The organism is Nocardia sp. NBC_01377 (assembly GCF_045040005.1).
GTDB lineage: Bacteria > Actinomycetota > Actinomycetes > Mycobacteriales > Mycobacteriaceae > Nocardia > Nocardia noduli.
Genome location: NZ_CP109566.1, coordinates 3,483,965 through 3,500,309, shown reverse-complemented (window position 1 = coordinate 3,500,309; position 16,345 = coordinate 3,483,965). Strand labels below are relative to the sequence as shown.

General features: G+C 69.7%; 10 protein-coding genes. 2 read left to right on the top strand and 8 right to left on the bottom strand.

Annotation, left to right across the window (positions count from 1 at the left end; genetic code table 11):
* Positions 1 to 6,177 (top strand): type I polyketide synthase, encoded by a 6,177-nt coding sequence (locus OG225_RS16180; protein ID WP_405182408.1) that lies wholly within the window; start codon positions 1 to 3, stop codon positions 6,175 to 6,177.
* A gap of 54 nt (positions 6,178 to 6,231) precedes the next feature.
* Here OG225_RS16180 and OG225_RS16175 read toward each other — a convergent pair whose 3' ends face one another.
* Genes OG225_RS16175 through OG225_RS16150 form a run of 6 tightly spaced genes read right to left on the bottom strand, consistent with a single transcriptional unit; the run spans position 6,232 to position 12,802 of the window.
* Entirely contained in the window at positions 6,232 to 6,654 is a 423-nt protein-coding gene (locus tag OG225_RS16175; RefSeq protein WP_405182407.1) for an ester cyclase, read from the bottom strand.
* Between the two features lie 56 nt (positions 6,655 to 6,710).
* Positions 6,711 to 7,505, bottom strand: coding sequence for an SDR family NAD(P)-dependent oxidoreductase (locus OG225_RS16170; RefSeq protein WP_405182406.1), 795 nt, complete (start codon positions 7,503 to 7,505; stop codon positions 6,711 to 6,713).
* Positions 7,502 to 9,316 (bottom strand): dipeptide ABC transporter ATP-binding protein, encoded by a 1,815-nt coding sequence (locus OG225_RS16165; RefSeq protein WP_405182405.1) that lies wholly within the window; start codon positions 9,314 to 9,316, stop codon positions 7,502 to 7,504. Before OG225_RS16165 ends, OG225_RS16170 begins: the two co-directional genes overlap by 4 nt.
* On the bottom strand, positions 9,313 to 10,167 hold the full coding sequence (locus tag OG225_RS16160; RefSeq protein ID WP_405182404.1) for an ABC transporter permease: 855 nt from the start codon (positions 10,165 to 10,167) through the stop codon (positions 9,313 to 9,315). The genes OG225_RS16165 and OG225_RS16160 overlap by 4 nt, the downstream gene beginning before the upstream one ends.
* A complete protein-coding gene (locus tag OG225_RS16155; RefSeq protein ID WP_405182403.1) occupies positions 10,164 to 11,123 on the bottom strand; it encodes an ABC transporter permease in 960 nt (319 codons plus the stop codon). The genes OG225_RS16160 and OG225_RS16155 overlap by 4 nt, the downstream gene beginning before the upstream one ends.
* Positions 11,108 to 12,802, bottom strand: a complete 1,695-nt coding sequence (locus tag OG225_RS16150) for an ABC transporter substrate-binding protein (protein WP_405182402.1) — start codon at positions 12,800 to 12,802, stop codon at positions 11,108 to 11,110. The genes OG225_RS16155 and OG225_RS16150 overlap by 16 nt, the downstream gene beginning before the upstream one ends.
* A 741-nt stretch (positions 12,803 to 13,543) precedes the next feature.
* On the opposite strand from OG225_RS16150, the gene OG225_RS16145 reads away from it, so the two are divergent.
* Complete coding sequence (locus tag OG225_RS16145) at positions 13,544 to 14,023, top strand: nuclear transport factor 2 family protein (RefSeq protein ID WP_405182401.1); 480 nt, start codon at positions 13,544 to 13,546, stop codon at positions 14,021 to 14,023.
* Here OG225_RS16145 and OG225_RS16140 read toward each other — a convergent pair.
* Both OG225_RS16140 and OG225_RS16135 read right to left on the bottom strand, forming a co-directional pair.
* Complete coding sequence (locus OG225_RS16140) at positions 13,978 to 14,730, bottom strand: TetR/AcrR family transcriptional regulator C-terminal domain-containing protein (RefSeq protein ID WP_405182400.1); 753 nt, start codon at positions 14,728 to 14,730, stop codon at positions 13,978 to 13,980. The genes OG225_RS16145 and OG225_RS16140 overlap by 46 nt on opposite strands.
* Before the next feature lie 154 nt (positions 14,731 to 14,884).
* Positions 14,885 to 16,063 carry an acetyl-CoA C-acyltransferase gene (locus OG225_RS16135; protein ID WP_405182399.1) on the bottom strand — a complete coding sequence of 393 codons (1,179 nt, stop codon included), beginning with the start codon at positions 16,061 to 16,063 and terminating at the stop codon, positions 14,885 to 14,887.
* Between the last annotated feature and the right edge of the window lie 282 nt (positions 16,064 to 16,345).

Here is a 16,345-nt window from a genome sequence, read left to right as displayed (position 1 = left end):
ATGGCCACCGAAACGAAACTCCGCGAATACCTGAGGCGTTCGATCGCGAAGGAACAGAAGCTGCAACAGCGGCTCGACGATGCGCGGGCGCGGGCGCACGAGCCGATCGCCGTCATCGGCACCGCCTGCCTGCTGCCCGGCGGCATCAGCAGTCCCGAACAACTGTGGGAGCTGGTCTCCGAAGGACGCGACGCGGTCGGTGAGTTCCCCGCCGACCGGGGCTGGGACCTGACCGCGCTCTACGACCCGGACCCCGACCGCCCCGGAACCTCCTACACCAGGCATGGCGGATTCCTCGACGGCGCGGCGGATTTCGATCCCGACTTCTTCGGCATCTCGCACCGCGAGGCGCTGTCGATGGACCCGCAGCAGCGTCTGCTGTTGCGGACCGCGTGGGAGGCGTTCGAACGCGCGGGTCTTGACCCGAACGCGTTCCGTGGCAGCCGAACCGGGGTGTACGCGGGGCTGGCCGGGCACGACTACGGCTCGCGTCTCGACCCCGTTCCGGAGGATCTGGAAGGCTACCTGGCGATCAACAATCTCGGCAGCGTGGTCTCCGGACGCATCGCCTACACCTTCGGATTCGAGGGGCCCGCGGTGACGGTGGACACCGCCTGCTCGTCGTCGCTGGTGGCCTTGCATCTCGCGGTGCGGGCGCTGCGATCCGGCGAGGTCGATCTGGCCGTCGCGGGCGGGGCGTCGGTCATGTCGACGCCGATCGGCTTCACAGAGTTCTCCCGGCAGCGCGGACTCGCGGTCGATGGCCGCTGCAAGGCGTTCGCGGCGGGTGCGGACGGCACCGGCTGGGCCGAGGGCGTCGGCGTGCTACTGGTGGAACGACTCTCCGACGCGCGACGGCACGGACACGAGGTGCTGGCCGTGGTGCGCGGATCCGCGATCAACCAGGACGGCGCGTCGAACGGACTGACGGCCCCGAACGGCCCCGCCCAGCAGCGGGTGATCCTCGCCGCGCTGGCCGACTGTGACCTCGAGGTCGGCGACGTCGACGCCGTCGAAGCGCACGGCACCGGGACCGTGCTCGGCGATCCCATCGAAGCGCAGGCCATCCTGGCGACCTACGGCGCGCGCACCGATGGCGAACCGCTCTGGCTCGGTTCGCTGAAATCCAATATCGGCCACGCGCAGGCGGCCGCGGGCGTGGCCGGTGTGATCAAGACGGTCGAGGCGATCAGGAGGGGACAACTACCCCGATCGCTGCACCTGGACGCGCCGTCACCACTGGTGGACTGGGATTCCGGGAGGGTGGAACTGCTGAGCGAGGCGCGGGCGTGGCCCGAGACCGGGCGACCGCGCCGCGCGGGGGTGTCCGCGTTCGGTGTCTCGGGAACGAACGCGCACGTGATCATCGAGCAGGCGCCCGCTACCACGGAAGCGGACCCGGCCCCGGAAGCCGTGGAGACCCACGAGCTACTACCGTTCGTCTTCTCCGGGGTCACCCCGGAAGCGTTGCGCGCGCAGGCGGCACGGCTGGCCGACCTCGTCTCCACGGCGGACGCACCGGATCCGGGATCGATCGCGTCGTCGCTCGTGCGCGATCGCGTCGTGTTCGCATCCCGCGCTGTCGTCCTGGCGTCCGACCGCGAGCGGGCGCGTTCGGCGCTGCTCGCGGTATCGGAGGGCAACGCCGCGGCCGGGGCAGTCACGGGCGTCGGCGACAACCCCGGCGGCGTCGGGCTCGTGTTCTCCGGACAGGGCAGCCAACGGGCAGGCGCGGGAGCCGACCTGTACCGGCGCTTCCCGGTGTTCCGGTCCGCTTTCGACGCGACCGTGGCACGGCTCGACCGATATCTGGGCGACGCCGTGGCGTACTCGGTCGCCGATGTCGCCTTCGGCACCCCGGGGACCGAAGGACTGATCGACGCGACGTTCTACACCCAGTCGGTGGTGTTCGCCGTCGAAACGGCACTGGTCGCACTGCTGCGGTCGTGGGGCATCCGGATCGCGGCGGTGGCGGGCCATTCCATCGGCGGCGTCGTGGCGGCGCACGTGGCCGGCGCGCTCTCGCTCGACGACGCCGCCCGGCTGGTGGCCGCGCGGGGACGGCTGATGGGCGCGCTACCGACCGGTGGTGCCATGGTGGCGGTACAGGCCACCGAAGCCGAGGCCGCGGAGTTCATCGAGCGGTCGGCGACCGGGGTGTCGGCCATCTCGGTGGCCGCCGTGAACGGTCCTCGCGCCGTGGTGATCTCGGGTGCCGACGCGGCGGTGTCGGAGGTGGCCGCGGCCCTCGCGGCCGCGGGCAGGCGAACCAAACGCCTGCCGGTCTCGCACGGTTTCCATTCCGCCCTCATGGATCCGGTACTGGCCGAATTCGAGAGCGTCGTCGCCGGTCTGACCTTCACCGAACCCACCGACATACAGGTGGTCTCGGACGCGACCGGCGCGGTGGTGACCGGTGCCGAACTTTCGGACCCGCGGTACTGGGTGCGTCATCTGCGCGGCACCGTGCGCTTCGGCGAAGCGGTGCGCACACTGCGCGAGACGGGTGTGACCACCTTCGTCGAAGTCGGCGCGGATGCCGTGCTGACGCCCATGATCTCGGCCAACCTCGATTCCGGCGACACGGTGGCGGTGACGGCGACCCTGCGCCGCGGCCGTGACGAGACCACCACCGCGCTCACCGCGGCGGCGACCGTGTTCACCACCGGCGGCGAGGTCGACTGGTCGGCCATCGTCGCGGCCCGGCCCCGAACACCGCTGCCCACCTACGCCTTCCAGCAACAGCGCTTCTGGGCCGCTCCGACCGCGCTCCGATCCGACACCGCCGCCCGTGGCGTGGCGAATATCGGTCACCCGCTGCTCGGCGCGGCGATCACACTCGCCGCCGACGGTGGAGTCGTGCTCACCGGCAGGTTGTCTCTGCGGACCCATCCGTGGCTGGCCGATCACGCCGTCCTCGGCACCGTGATCGTGCCCGGCACCGCGCTGCTCGAACTGGTGTCGCGGGCGGGCGAGGAAGTCGGCGCACCCGGTATCGACGAATTGATCGTCGAAGCGCCGCTGGTGCTGACCGACGATCCGGTCGACATCCAGGTCACGGTGAGGACCGGCGACGGCGCGAGCGAGGTCGGCATCCATTCCCGCGCCGCGACCGGCACGGACGCCGGATGGATCCGGCACGCCGTCGCGGTACTGGCCTCCTCCGCCGTCGAACCAGACTACGATTTCACCGTGTGGCCCCCCGAGGGCGCGCAACCGGTCGACGTCGACGACATCTACCCGACCCTGGTCGCCACCGGCCTGGACTACGGCCCCGCCTTCCGGGGACTGCGCCGGGCCTGGGAACGCGACGGTGACCTGTATGTCGATGTCGCCCTGCCGGATTCCGAACGGCCGAACGCCGAGAATTTCGCCATCCACCCCGCCCTGCTCGATGCCGCCGTCCACCTGCCCGCCCTGCGCGCGCTGGCGGAGGTACCGCCCGGATTCAACCGGCTCCCCTTCGCCTGGAACGGAGTACACGTGCACGCGGTCGGCGCGGCGGCGCTACGCGTGCGGATCGCGCCCTCGGGACCGGACACGGTGACGCTGCACGCGGCCGATCCGGCGGGAGCACCGGTGCTCACCATCGACGGTTTGGTCGCCCGCCGCGTCTCGGCCGCGCAATTGCGTTCGGCGCGTTCGGAATTGCGCGACGCGCTCTTCGAGCCGACCTGGACGGCGGCCTCCACCACGTCCACCGCTCCCACCTCGTGGGTGATCCTCGACGCCGCGGGCACCGACCTGCCCGATCGGCTCCGCCTGATCGGCCATCGCGTCGATCGCGTCTCGGACCTGACCGGACTGGCCGCCGCGATCACCGCGGGCGAGGTCACACCGGGCGTCGCCGTACTGCCCACGGAAACCCTCGAGCACCTGCTGCCGGTGCTGCGGAACTGGCTGGCCGACAGTACGTTCGAGTCGGTACCGCTGATCGTCCTCACCCGGCTCGGGATCGCCGCGGACGACGACGAGATCCCCGATTCCGGCGTCGCCGCAGTCTGGGGACTGGTGCGCTCGGTACAGGCCGAACAACCCGGCCGGATCCTGCTCGCCGATATCGACGACGCCGAGGAATCGCTCGCGGCGCTGCCGGGCGTCGTGGCGCTCGGCTCCGAGGGCGACACCCATACCGTCGTGCGCAGGGGCAGGGTGCTGGTGCCCCGGTTGAGCCGGTGGGATCCGCCCGCGGAAGCCGGGACCGCGCCGTGGGACGCGGCGGGCACCGTGCTGATCACGGGCGGGCTGGGCGGTGTCGGCGCGGAGATCGCCCGGCATCTGGTGTCGGCGCACGGGGTGCGGCACCTGCTGTTGATCGGCCGACGCGGCGTCGACGCGCCGGGTGCCCGGGAACTGGTCGCCGAGTTGGAGAACGAGCACGCGACGGTCGATGTGCGCGCGGTGGATGTCGCGGATCGCGAGCGATTGGCGGCCGTGATCGCCACGATTCCCCCCGCGCGTCCGCTGTCCGGGATCGTGCACGCCGCGGGCGTGGTCGACGACGGACTGTTCGGCGCCCTCACCGCCGAACGCCTCGCGGCCGTGCTCGCGCCCAAGAGCGTCGGTGCTCGCAATCTCCACGAGCTGACCAGGGATTCGGCCACGCTGACCCGGTTCGTGCTGTTCTCGTCGGTGTCCGCGCTGCTGGGCGGACCGGGCCAGAGCGCCTACACCGCCGCCAACGCCGAGCTGGACGCACTCGCGGCCCGCCGCAGGGCCGACGGCCTGCCCGCGGTATCGGTGTCGTGGGGGCTGTGGGAGCGCGAGAGCGGCACCACCGCCCACCTCACCGCCGCCGACCGGGCCCGCATCGCCCGCGGTGGTCTGCGCTCACTGCCGACCGCGCTCGCGCTGGCCCTGTTCGACGCCGCGGTACGCGCCGATCGGGCCGTGTTGGTGGCGGCGCGATTCGATATCGGGGCACTGTCGCGCCGCGCCGATGTCGAGCCCACCGCGCCGGGCCTGCGTTCACTCGTGCGCGCACCGCGCCGGACCGCCGGATCCGCCGGGCAGCAACGACCGGTGCTGCGGGAACTGGCGGGCAAGGACGGCGCCGAACGCCACCGGGTACTGCTCGGACTCGTCCGCGCCGAGATCGGCGCGGCACTGGCACATCCCGATCCCGACGGCATCGCGGGAGATCGCGCACTCGTCGAACTGGGTCTCGACTCGCTCAGCGCCGTGGAGTTGCGCAACGGCCTGGTCCGGGCGACGGGGGCGCGGCTGCCCGCGACGCTGACCTTCGATCATCCGACACCGGACGCGATCGTGCGGTATCTCTCGGAGTCGATCGACGAGGACCCGGCCGCGGCCACCACGGCGACGCGGTCGGCGGCGACGGGCCTCGCCTCCGTGCACCGGCGCATTCACGACAGTGGCAAGCATGTCGAGGCGGCGCAGTTGCTGATCGCCGCCTCCCACGTGCGGAGCACTTTCACCCTGGAGGACCGGAAGAAGCACGCGCTGAACCCGATTCGGCTCACCTCGGGGCCCGCGCCCACCGCCGTGGTCGCGTTTCCCGCGTTGAGCGCGATCTCCGGGCCGCACGAATACTCCAGGATGGCCAAGGAGTTCGGGGGAGAGCGTGATTTCCATGTCGTCCCGTGGCCCGGATTCACCGCGGGGAGCGACGAATTGCCCGATTCGGTGGAGACGGTGGTTCGCCTCGGCATCGACGGACTGAAGGCCGCGGTCGGCGATCGGCCGTTCGTGGTGCTCGGCCGCTCGATGGGCGGGTGTGCCGCGCACGCCGTCACCGTCGCGCTCGAACAGGAGGGATTGTCGCCGCGCGGCATGGTGCTCGTCGACAGCTACCCGATCGACGCCGCCACCGAGCCGGGCATGGAATGGTGGATCGGGTCGATGATCACCGGAATGCTCGACCGCGTGGACCGTTTCGATCTGACGGTCCAGGACGAACGGCTCACCACCATGGGCACCTACAACCGGGTGTTCGCGCGGTGGCGGCCGACGCCGGTGCGCACCCCGATCCACCTGCTGCGGGCACTGACTCCGCTGCCGGGAACAACGGTGGACGGCCAACGGGACTGGCGTGCGTATTGGCCCGAGCCGCACAGTGTCACCGATATCCCCGGCGACCACTTCACCGCGCTCGAGGACGACGGCCCGACCACCGCGGCGGCGGTTCGGGCATGGCTGGAGAGTCTGGAGCGCTGAACGCCGCGAGGTGGCATCCCGGACTCCGGGATGCCACCTCGACACAGGATCGGATCAGGCGACAGCGCCGGTGAGCTGGGCGATGATGCCGAGCCGATCGGGCAGGACGGAGTATTCGGTGATGCGGCCGTCACGGAAGCGGATGGTGCTGATGCTGACGCCGGTGAAATGCCTGCCGCTGTTGGGCACACCGAAGATCTCACCGCGCTGGGTGCCATCGATGGTCCAGTACACGACGACGCGGTCGTCCTCGGCGATGACGTCGGTGACGGTCGCGGTGACGTTCTCGACATTGGCGCGCAGCCAGGTGATGTGTTCGACGAATCCGTCGCGGCCCTTGACATCGCCCGCGGGCACCGCGGAATCGCGTCCGTCCTCGGCGATGATCTCGTCGAGCAGTCCCAGATCGCCCTTGGTGACCACTTCATCGTAGAAGCGGCGGGCGACGGTCTTGTTGGTTTCCGATGCGGATGTCACGGTCTGTCTCCTTCGTATCGGGGCGATCCACCGGGGTCCGGCGGGTCGGTACTGCGTCAGAGGGATTGGCCGGGCAGCGGGAGGATGCCGAGATTGGCGTCCAATCCGCCGTCGACCACGAGCGTGGTCCCGGTGATGTATCCGGCGGCGGGGGAGGCGAGGAACCAGATCGCCTCGGCCTGCTCGCGGGGTTCGGCGAAGCGGCCCAGCGGGATCCGGCGTTCGATCGCGGCGAGCAGCGCGGGGTCCTTGTGCACGTTGGCCGTGATCGCGGTGCGGGTGAGTCCCGGTGCCAGGGCGTTGATCCGGATACCCTGCGCGGCATAGTCGATCGCGAAGGCCCGGACAAGGTTGATCAGAGCGCCCTTGGAGGCGTTGTAGGCCCAGTTGCCGGGGTCGCCGCGCAATCCGGCGACCGAGGCGGTGAAGATCGCCGAGCCGCGCGAGCGGCGCAGCGCGGGCACGGCCGCCTTGAGTCCGTGGATCGGTCCGCGCAGATTCACCCCGAAGATGCGGTCCGCCGAATCCACCGCGCCCGCCGATTCCAGGGGCGGGGTTCCGCCCGTTCCCGCGTTGAGTACCACGGTGTCGAGGCGGCCGAAGCGCTCCAGCGCGGTATCGACGGCGGTGCGGTTGATCGCCTCCGCGGAGACGTCGCCGGTCAGCGTGACGATCCCGTCGCCCAATTCGGCGAGACCGCGCGCGGCGATATCCACGGCGACCACGTGATGTCCGCGTTCGGCGAACAATTCGGCGGTGGCACGGCCGATACCGGACGCGGCGCCGGTGACGATCGTGACGGGGCGGGTGGGGGAGGGTTCGGTCGCGGTGGTGGATGGGAGTTCGGTCATCGAATGCCTTTCGGAACGAGATCGACGAGGGTGGACCCGGTCGGGGTCGGTGTGCGGGGTATCGCGTCGAGCAGTTGCCGGGTGTACGGGTGTCGCGGATCGTCGAATATGTCCTCGGTGCGGCCGGTTTCGACGATCCGGCCGTGCTGGACGACCGCGACGCGGTCACACAGCTGCCGGACCACCGCGAGATCGTGCGAGATGAACAGCAGGGCCGTTCCGGTCTCGTGCTGCACCCGCTCGAAGAGTTCGAGGATCTGGGTCTGGATGGTGACATCGAGCGCCGAAACCGGTTCGTCGGCGACGAGCAGGTCGGGCCCACCGGCCAGCGCGCGGGCGATGGCCACCCGCTGACGTTGGCCGCCGGACAGCCGCGCGGGCAATCGGTTCCGCAATCCGGGGTCGAGCCCCACCGAGTGCAGGAGTTCGACGATCCGCGCGGCGCGCGCGGTCGACGACGGGAGTCGGTGCAGCGCCTCGGCGATGATCTTCTCCACGGTGTACCTGGGATCGAACGCGCTGAGCGGATCCTGATCGATGAGCTGGATGCGGTGCCGTGACGGTCTGCGGGCACGTTCGCGCAACACGCTCCACGGTCGCCCGTCGAAGGTGACCGTGCCCGACTCCGGTGCGATATGTGCCATCGCGAGCCGTGCCAGGGTGCTCTTGCCCGAGCCGGATTCGCCGACCACTCCCAGCGTTTCGCCGCGAGACAAGGTCAGCGAGACCGAGTCGACGGTGCGCCTGGCGGTGCCGTCCGGACGCCGATAGTGGTGTGAGACGTCGGTGAATTCGAGTAATGGCCGTGATATGTCCTCCTCGTGTCTTCCGTGGGGGCGGTGAGTGGTTCGCTCCCGTGGCACGTGTTCACCGGGGTGCAGGCAACGGGAGGCGTGCCGGTCGCCGAGGGCGGTCAGTTCCGGTAGGCGCTCTCGGCAGCGGTCCTCGGCGAGGGGGCAGCGCGGCGCGAACGGGCATCCGGTCCGCGCCGCGGGCGCCCACGGCGCGACCCGTGTGCGCCGCGCCGGTCCGTCGATCCGCGGCGCCGCGGCGAGCAGTTCGACCGTGTAGGGGTGGGCGGGATTGCCGAAAATGGCCGCCGCACTGCCCTGTTCGACCACGACGCCCGCGTACATGACCGACACCGTGTCGGCCATATCCGCCACCACCGCGAGGTCGTGGCTGATCAGCAGGACCGCGGTGCCGTCGGCTCGATACGTGTCGAGCAGCCGCAGGATCTGTTGCTGTACGGACACATCCAGCGCGGTGGTCGGCTCGTCGGCGATGAGCAGCGCGGGTCGCGCCGCGATGGCCGAGGCGATCAGCGCCCGTTGACGCAGTCCGCCGGACAGTTCGTGCGGGTATTGCAACAGCCGGTCGCCGGGGTCGGGGATGCCGACGGCCTCGAGCAGGTCGAGTACCGCGTCGTCGAGGTCGTCGGGGGATACCAGCCGATGGATCCGGAGTGGTTCGGCCACCTCGTGTCCGACCCGGCGCAGTGGATCCAGTGAGGTCAGCGCGTCCTGGAGGACGAAGCCGATCCGTTTGCCCCGGATGCGCCGCCAGTGCCGGTCGGGCAGATCGCGCAGGTCGGTGCCGTCGAAGTCGATGGTGTCGGCCCGCACGGTCGCGCCGGTCCCGGCCAGGCCCAGCAGCGACCGGGCCACCACGCTCTTGCCCGAACCCGATTCGCCGACGAGGGCGAGGCATTTCCCGGCATCCAGTCGCAGGCTCACGGTGCGCACCGCGGGCGCGTCGGCCGAGCCGAATTCGACCGACAGATTCCGTACCGACAGCAGGGGATCGGTCATCGCTCACCTTCCTCGGTGCGCACGCGCAGCCCGCGCCCGAGCACGCTGATCGACAGCACGGTCACCGTCACGGCCAGACCGGGGAACAAGGCGAGCGTCCACGCGGCCGACAGGTAGTTGCGTGACTGGGCGAGCATGGAACCCCAGTCCGGTACGGCGTTCTCCGGCCCGAGGCCCAGGAAACTCAACGACGACCCGATGATGATCGCGGTGCCGATATTGATCACCACCAGCACACCGATGGGCAACAGGACATTCGGCGCGATGTGGAGCCAGGCCACCCGCCACGGCGCGATGCCCTGATCCAGGGCCGCGCGGACATAGGCGAACTGCCGCACCAGGTGCGTGCGGATCCGCACGATGCGCGCGAAACCCGGTGCGAGAGCGACCGTCACCGCGATCGTGACATTCACCGTCCCCGGTCCGAGTACCGCGACCACCAGCAACGCCATCAGGATGGCCGGAAAGGACAGGAAGACATCGGCGACCCGCATCGCGATCTGATCGACGACACGCCCGCCGAGCGCGGCGACCAGCCCCCACCCCGCCCCGGTGACGCAGGCGAGCACGGTCGAGCCGATCCCGATCAGCAGGGTGGTTCGGGCGCCGTGCACCACCCGGGCGTAGACGTCGCGTCCGAGCCAGTCGGTGCCGAAAGGGTGCGCGCCGCTCGGCGAGTGCAGCGCGACGGCGGGTTCGATCGCGTCGGGCGAGCCCGCGAGCAGCCCCGGCGCCACCGCGGCCACCACGATCGCGGCGAAGACGATTCCGGCGACCGCCGTTCCCAACGGCGGGATCCGACGGCCGGGTCGGCGTCGCACCACCTCCGGTGCCTCGACGGCGCCGGTCACCGGGCCGACTCCCCGATACGGGGATCGACCACGCGATAGAGCTGGTCGAGCGCGATGCTGATGAGGGAGAACGTCGCGGCGGTGAGCACGACGATACCGGTCACCACCGGATAGTCACGTCCTCGGACCGCGGTCACCAGTACCTGCCCCAAACCCTGTCTGGCGAAGACGGTTTCGACCACGACCACCCCGCCCAGCAGATTCCCCAGCATCCAGCCCGACATCGTCAGCACCGGCAGCGCGGCGTGGCGCAGGGCGTGGCCGACGCGCACCGTGGTCTCGGTCGCGCCCCTGGCGCGGACCGTCAGCGCGAACGGTTGCCCGAGCGCCTGTTCGATACCGTCGCGCGCGACCTGGGACAGGACGCCGGTGATCGCGATGGCCAGGGTGATCCACGGCAGGATCAGTGCCTCGATGCCGCCGTTGCCCAGGACGGGGAACACGTGCCAGCGGAAGGAGAACAGCGCGAGCAGGACGAAGCCGATCCAGAAGGTCGGCATCGACAACGCGGTGAATTCGGCCAACCGCGCGACCGAGCGCGGGCGCGGTCGGTCCGCGGTCAGCACGGCGAGCGTGATCGCGATCAGCGCGCCGAGCAGCATGCCCCCGAGCGCGAGCGCGAGGGTGGCCCCGAGCTGTTCGGTGATGATCGACTGCACCGGCCGGTTCTGCTGATACGACGTGCCGAGGTCGCCGCGCAGCAGCCGCGCCAGGAAACGCAGATATTGCACGGCGACCGGATCGTCGAATCCGTATTCGGATCGGATGCGGGCGAGCACCTCGGGCGAGGCGGTCGCCGCCACCCCGCCCGCGACGGCGCGGGCGGGGTCGCCGGGAATCAGCAGCAGTCCGGCGAAGGTGACGGTCGCCGCGCCCCAGATCACGACGAGCGCGAGGGCGAGGCGACCGATCAACCAGCGCAGCGGCTCCGGCACCCGATTCAGGACGCGAGCCATGCGTCGTAGAACCTCGGATAGGTCTGGGCGTCGAAGGTGATGCCGTGCACCGTGTTCGCGAATCCGGTCAGGCTGACGGGGGTGTACACGGGAATGATGTAGGCCTGTTTCAGCACGTCGTGCTGCACCGAGGCGTAGTTCCGCGCGGCGCGTGCCGGATCGGTGGTCGACGCGGCATCGGTCACCCAGGTGTCGATCTGCGGCGAATTCACCAGCGCCACATTGCCGCCCGCCTTGGCGTAGGTGTTGGTGGAGAAGAAGGCGAAGCGCAGCACGTCGGGGGTCGGGCGGGCGAAGCTCACGTCGACGAGGTCGTACTCGCCGCCGATCAGGTACTTGTCGATGTAGGTTCCGGTGTCGACCTTGGGACGCTGGATCTCGATGCCGACCGAACGGGCCTGGGCCTGGATACCTTCGGCGACCACCTCGCGCTGTTCACGGGTGCCCTCCGGCCAGTACGGCCACACCAGCGACAGTCTGCGGCCGTCCTTGACCCGGTATCCGTCACCGTTGAGGCGGTTCCAACCCGCCTGATCGAGAAGCTGTTTCGCGAGCTCGGGCTGGTAGGTGGCGAGCTCGCCGCGCGCCGACGCGTCGTAGGCGGCGGTGACGCGGGTGAGTGGATTGTCGGCCACCGGATAGCGCCCGAAGTAGACGTTGTCGACGAGTTTCGGGACGTCGACCGCCGCCGACAGCGCCCGGCGCACCGCGACATCCTGGAGCGGCCCACGGGTGCCGTTCAGGTAGACGTTGTAGTTGAGGCCGGGGGTCTCGGTGCTGTGCAGGGTGAAACCGGCCTGGTCGGCGAGCTGTCCGGCGGAGACCGGAGGTACCCCGGCGATGCCCTGGAGTTGGCCGCTGGTGAGCGCACCGAAGCGGGTCGCGTCCTCGGGCACGAATTCGAAGACCAGCTTCTCCAGATAGGCGGTCCCGGTATGCGTCGCCCCGTCGGGCGGCGACGAATAGGCGGCATTGCGCACCAGGGTCTCCCTACGGCCCTGTTCCCACTGCTCGAACGCGAACGGACCGGTACCGACCGGCCGGTAGCTCGTGCTCGGCTCGGCGAGCGCCTTCGGGCTCTGGATACCGAGGCTCGGAGTCGAAAGTGCTTGCAGCAGTGGGGTGAACGGCTGCGCGAGGACGACCTCGGCGACGTTCGGGGCGGTGACCCTCGTCTCCCGGTACGGGGTGATCAACGAGGCTGCGTAGGCGGATTTCGTCTTCGGGTCGACGACGTGGTCGAGACTGGCCTTGACCGCCGTGGCGTCGAACGGGGTGCCGTCGTGGAAGGTGACGCCGTCACGCAGGGTGAAGGTGTAGGTCGTGCCGTCCGGCGAGACGGTCCACCTGCTCGCCAGCCAGGGCGCGAAGGTGTCGGGACCGGTCTGCACGATCAGCGAATCGAAGATGTTGCGGTTGATCACGCTGGTGACCGCCGTGGCCGCGACCGCGGGATCCAGCGAGACCTGGGTCCCGGAGACCCCGTAGACCAGGGTGCCGTGATGGGTCGGAGTGTCACCGGCCGCGTCGTCGGAATCCGACCCGGTCACCGCGACGACGACGCTCACGGCCACCAGCGCCGCCACGACGACACCGGCGACGAGCCACCGCCCACGACTGCGGCGCAGAGTACCGCGTGCCCGGCGGTCGGGACGCGCTGATTCATTGTCTGGAGACATGGCACCTGTTCTCGGAAAGGAAGGGTCGCGAATTCGTGCACGCACGGAGAAACGCCATCGATTCGGTTCCGGACTGCCGATCGGTGACTGCTATGACTTCAACACGGGGTATTCGACGTTGTCAATGATTGCGGCACAGGCAGATTCGAGAAAGTCGCGGTATTCCGACCTGTTCGACGCGGAATTCGAAATTGGTATCGGTGCCGATCGGATACTTATATCGGTGAAATAGAATCATCGCGATCGGAACGGTTCGAATTGGGCCATCGTCGTGAAATCATGCCCTGTTCCGCGAGAGATCGGCGACGCTCCGCGATCGGGTCGACCGGCCGCTCGTCGCACCGACGACGGTTGCCCGCCGCCGTCGAGGACCGCTTCGGCGCGCAGTGCGATCGGCCCGGCCGGTGCGGCCCGGAACGGCTCGCGTGCCGCCGGTGTGATTCGTGTGGGACGGCGAGTGCATCCGCGTCACCCGGCGGAGTCGAATCGGCGCCGAGACGGCCCTTTCGGCCCGGACGCGCCGGGTCGTGTCGTCCTCGTGGTCTGCCCGGCAACTGTCGCCGAACGCCGACCGCGAGGCCCGCCCAACTCGTCATTTCCCCTTGGGGAAAAATACTCTAGGCTCTGGAGATGACGGGATTCCCGGCCGCAACCCGATGGTTGCCGTCGGAGATTCCGTCGCCCAATGTCTCCGGCGTGCGACCGCGTCGAACGCCGCCCAGGTAGCAGCAAAGGCAACACATGGCACATTCGGACAGAGTCGAGGCCTACTACGAGCTCACCCAGGCCAAGGCCCAGTACTGCTACAACCTGGACGCGCGTGACTGGGGGGCGTTGGCGGAACTGATGACCGAGGACGTCGAGTTCGACGTCGGCGACGGTGATCCGCGCATCCCGGTGCTCTACGGCGTGGAGAACGCGATCAGGATGCTTCGGGTGTCGTTGGCCGGTTCCCGCTCGGTGCACCAGGTGCACACACCACTGATCGATCTGGACGGCGACGAGGCCCGCGTCGTGTGGACGATGCACGACCGCGTCATCTGGGAGGACGGGCGCAGCCGGACCGGATACGGCCACTACCGGGAACGGTGGGTGCGGGCCGAGCGCGAGTGGAAACTCGCGTCGCTGCGGCTCACCAGGCTGATCACCGATCTGGACCGCGCGCCCGTGACCATCTACGACATGGGTGACTGGACGACCCGGTCGACCGCCGACATCTGACGCCGAGGGTGTGACCCGAGGAGCTGTTCTAGGCCCGAGATGATCAGGTCGAGTTCGAAGGCGAACTGCGTACCGAGCTGAGTGCGGTTCCTCAGGGTCGACGCCGCTTCCCTGAGCAGCGGGAAGGCGTCTCCCGGCGTGTTGTCGAGGGTGCGTAGGACGTGCTCGGCCTGCGGGTCGACGGGATCGTCGACCGCCTCCAGCGCCTCGCCCGCGGCCGAATGCGCGACCTCGGCGAGGAGTTTCATCGTGCGCCCGGCTTGGGCCTCGTCGAATCCGGCGTCCATGAGCGACCGGATCATCCGCTCGATCACCGCCAACGTGGTGAGACCGGCCTTGCCGGTGAAACGAACGGTCGGAATCAGCACGCCGACGTCGATGAGCGCGTGCGCGACCGCCGTGGTGAACACGCGCAGCAGCTCACGCCAGTCGGCGTCGCGTTCGAGATCGACCAGGGCCACCTCGCGCTCGAACGCGTCGAAGGCGATCAGTTCCAGCAGGCCGTCCCGATCGATGACGTGGTAGTTCAGCGATTTGCGGTCCACCCCGAGCACTTCGGCGACGGCTTTCATGGTGAGCGATTCGGGGCGCAGCGTGCGGGCCGCGGCGACGATCCGTTCCCGGCTCAGCAGCGGTCTCCGGCCTCGCCGTCGCCCCGGCGCGACCACGGTTCCGGCTTCGGGGCCGAGGGAAATCTTGTCGCTCACCCATCCAGCGTACGAACCCCGCGCTCGAGGTGGGACGCCCCGTCGGTCAAATAGGGGAAAATCTGCCAGTTGGAACGGTCGATCGAACAGTCGGTGGATCGCGGGGCGCTCGCGCCGGCGCGCGTGGGAAACACGCACCGGCGTCGCGCCGAACTCAGACGGACAGGATCATGGCGATGCCCTGGCCGCCACCGCCGCACAGGGCCGCGGCGCCCTTGCCGCCACCGGCGGCCTTGAGCGAGTGGGCCAGCGACAGCGCGATCCGCGCGCCCGACATGCCGACCGGGTGACCCACCGCGATCGCGCCGCCGTGGATGTTCACCTTGTCGGCGTCGAGGCCGAGCTGACGAATCGAGGCGATCGCGACGCCCGCGAAGGCCTCGTTGATCTCGACCAGGGCCAGGTCGTCGAGAGTGGTCTCGTCGTCGCGCTCGAGTGCCGCCTCGATCGCGTTCGCGGGCTGGTGCAGCAGGGAGGTGTCCGGGCCCGCGACGAGCGCGTGCGAGCGGATCTCGGCCAGCCATTCGATGCCGCGGGCCTCGGCGAGGTCCTTGCGCATCACCACGACCGCGGCCGCGCCGTCGGACAGCTGCGAGGCCGCGCCCGCGGTGATCGTGCCCTCCTTGGCGAAGGCCGGGCGGAGTTTGCCGAGGGATTCGACCGTGGTCTCGGCCCGGATGCCCTCGTCGGCGGCGACGGTGACCGAACCCTTGCGCGAGGCGATCTCGACCGGCGCGATCTCGGTGGCGAATGTTCCCGACTCGGTCGCCGCGGCGGCGAGGCGGTGCGAGCGGGCCGCGAATTCGTCCTGCTCGGTCCGGCTGATGTCCTCGGAAGCCTGGTAGCGTTCGGTGGACGCGCCCATCGAGATGCCGTCGAACGCGCAGGTGAGCGCGTCGCGGTCCAGAGTGTCCTCGAAACCGGTCGACCCGTACTTGAGCCCCTGCCGCGCGCCGCGCACCACGTACGGCGCGTTCGTCATCGACTCCATACCGCCCGCGACGACGACATCGGCCGCGCCGGTCGCGATCAGACGGTCGGCCTGCATGATCGCCTCGAGTCCGGACAGGCACAGGTTGTTGACCGTCGTCGCGGGGACCGTCATCGGCAGGCCCGCCGCGACCGCGGCCTGGCGTGCCGGATTGGGGCCGACACCGGCCTGCACGACGGTGCCCATCACGACGGCGTCGATGCCGTCGACATCGAGGCCGCTGCGCTGGATCGCCGCGGCGATGGCGTGGCCGCCGAGGTCGGTCGCTGTCAGCGACGCCAACGCGCCCGATAGCTTGCCGATCGGGGTTCGCGCCCCCGCGATGATGACACTGGTGCTCACGATGTGGTCTCCTTCTTCCGGCTCGCGCGCTCGGATTGCCGGCGAGTCCGCGGGTTCCGGCGTGCGGTTCCCATCTCTGGATATTCCCATCCCGGTTCGTCGGCGGTTCGTCCAGACCCATGACGGTTCGCCGTGGCGGCGAGCGAGGGTCCGGGATCGCAACGGCGCGCGGGCCGTCGTGGTCGGTCGGTCACGCGGGGCTCAAAGTTCCTGTCGTCGCAACGGTAATGGCAACTATAGTGTTGTCGGTCTGAACTTCCGGTGCTAATGTACGAAACACGA

Bases quoted from the DNA above. Each gene is read 5' to 3' on its own strand.
- OG225_RS16180 (WP_405182408.1), top strand. From the start codon at position 1: ATGGCCACCGAAACGAAACTCCGCGAATACCTGAGGCGTTCGATCGCG.
- OG225_RS16155 (WP_405182403.1), bottom strand. From the start codon at position 11,123: ATGGCTCGCGTCCTGAATCGGGTGCCGGAGCCGCTGCGCTGGTTGATC.
- OG225_RS16170 (WP_405182406.1), bottom strand. From the start codon at position 7,505: ATGACCGAACTCCCATCCACCACCGCGACCGAACCCTCCCCCACCCGC.
- OG225_RS16165 (WP_405182405.1), bottom strand. From the start codon at position 9,316: ATGACCGATCCCCTGCTGTCGGTACGGAATCTGTCGGTCGAATTCGGC.
- OG225_RS16150 (WP_405182402.1), bottom strand. From the start codon at position 12,802: ATGTCTCCAGACAATGAATCAGCGCGTCCCGACCGCCGGGCACGCGGT.
- OG225_RS16145 (WP_405182401.1), top strand. From the start codon at position 13,544: ATGGCACATTCGGACAGAGTCGAGGCCTACTACGAGCTCACCCAGGCC.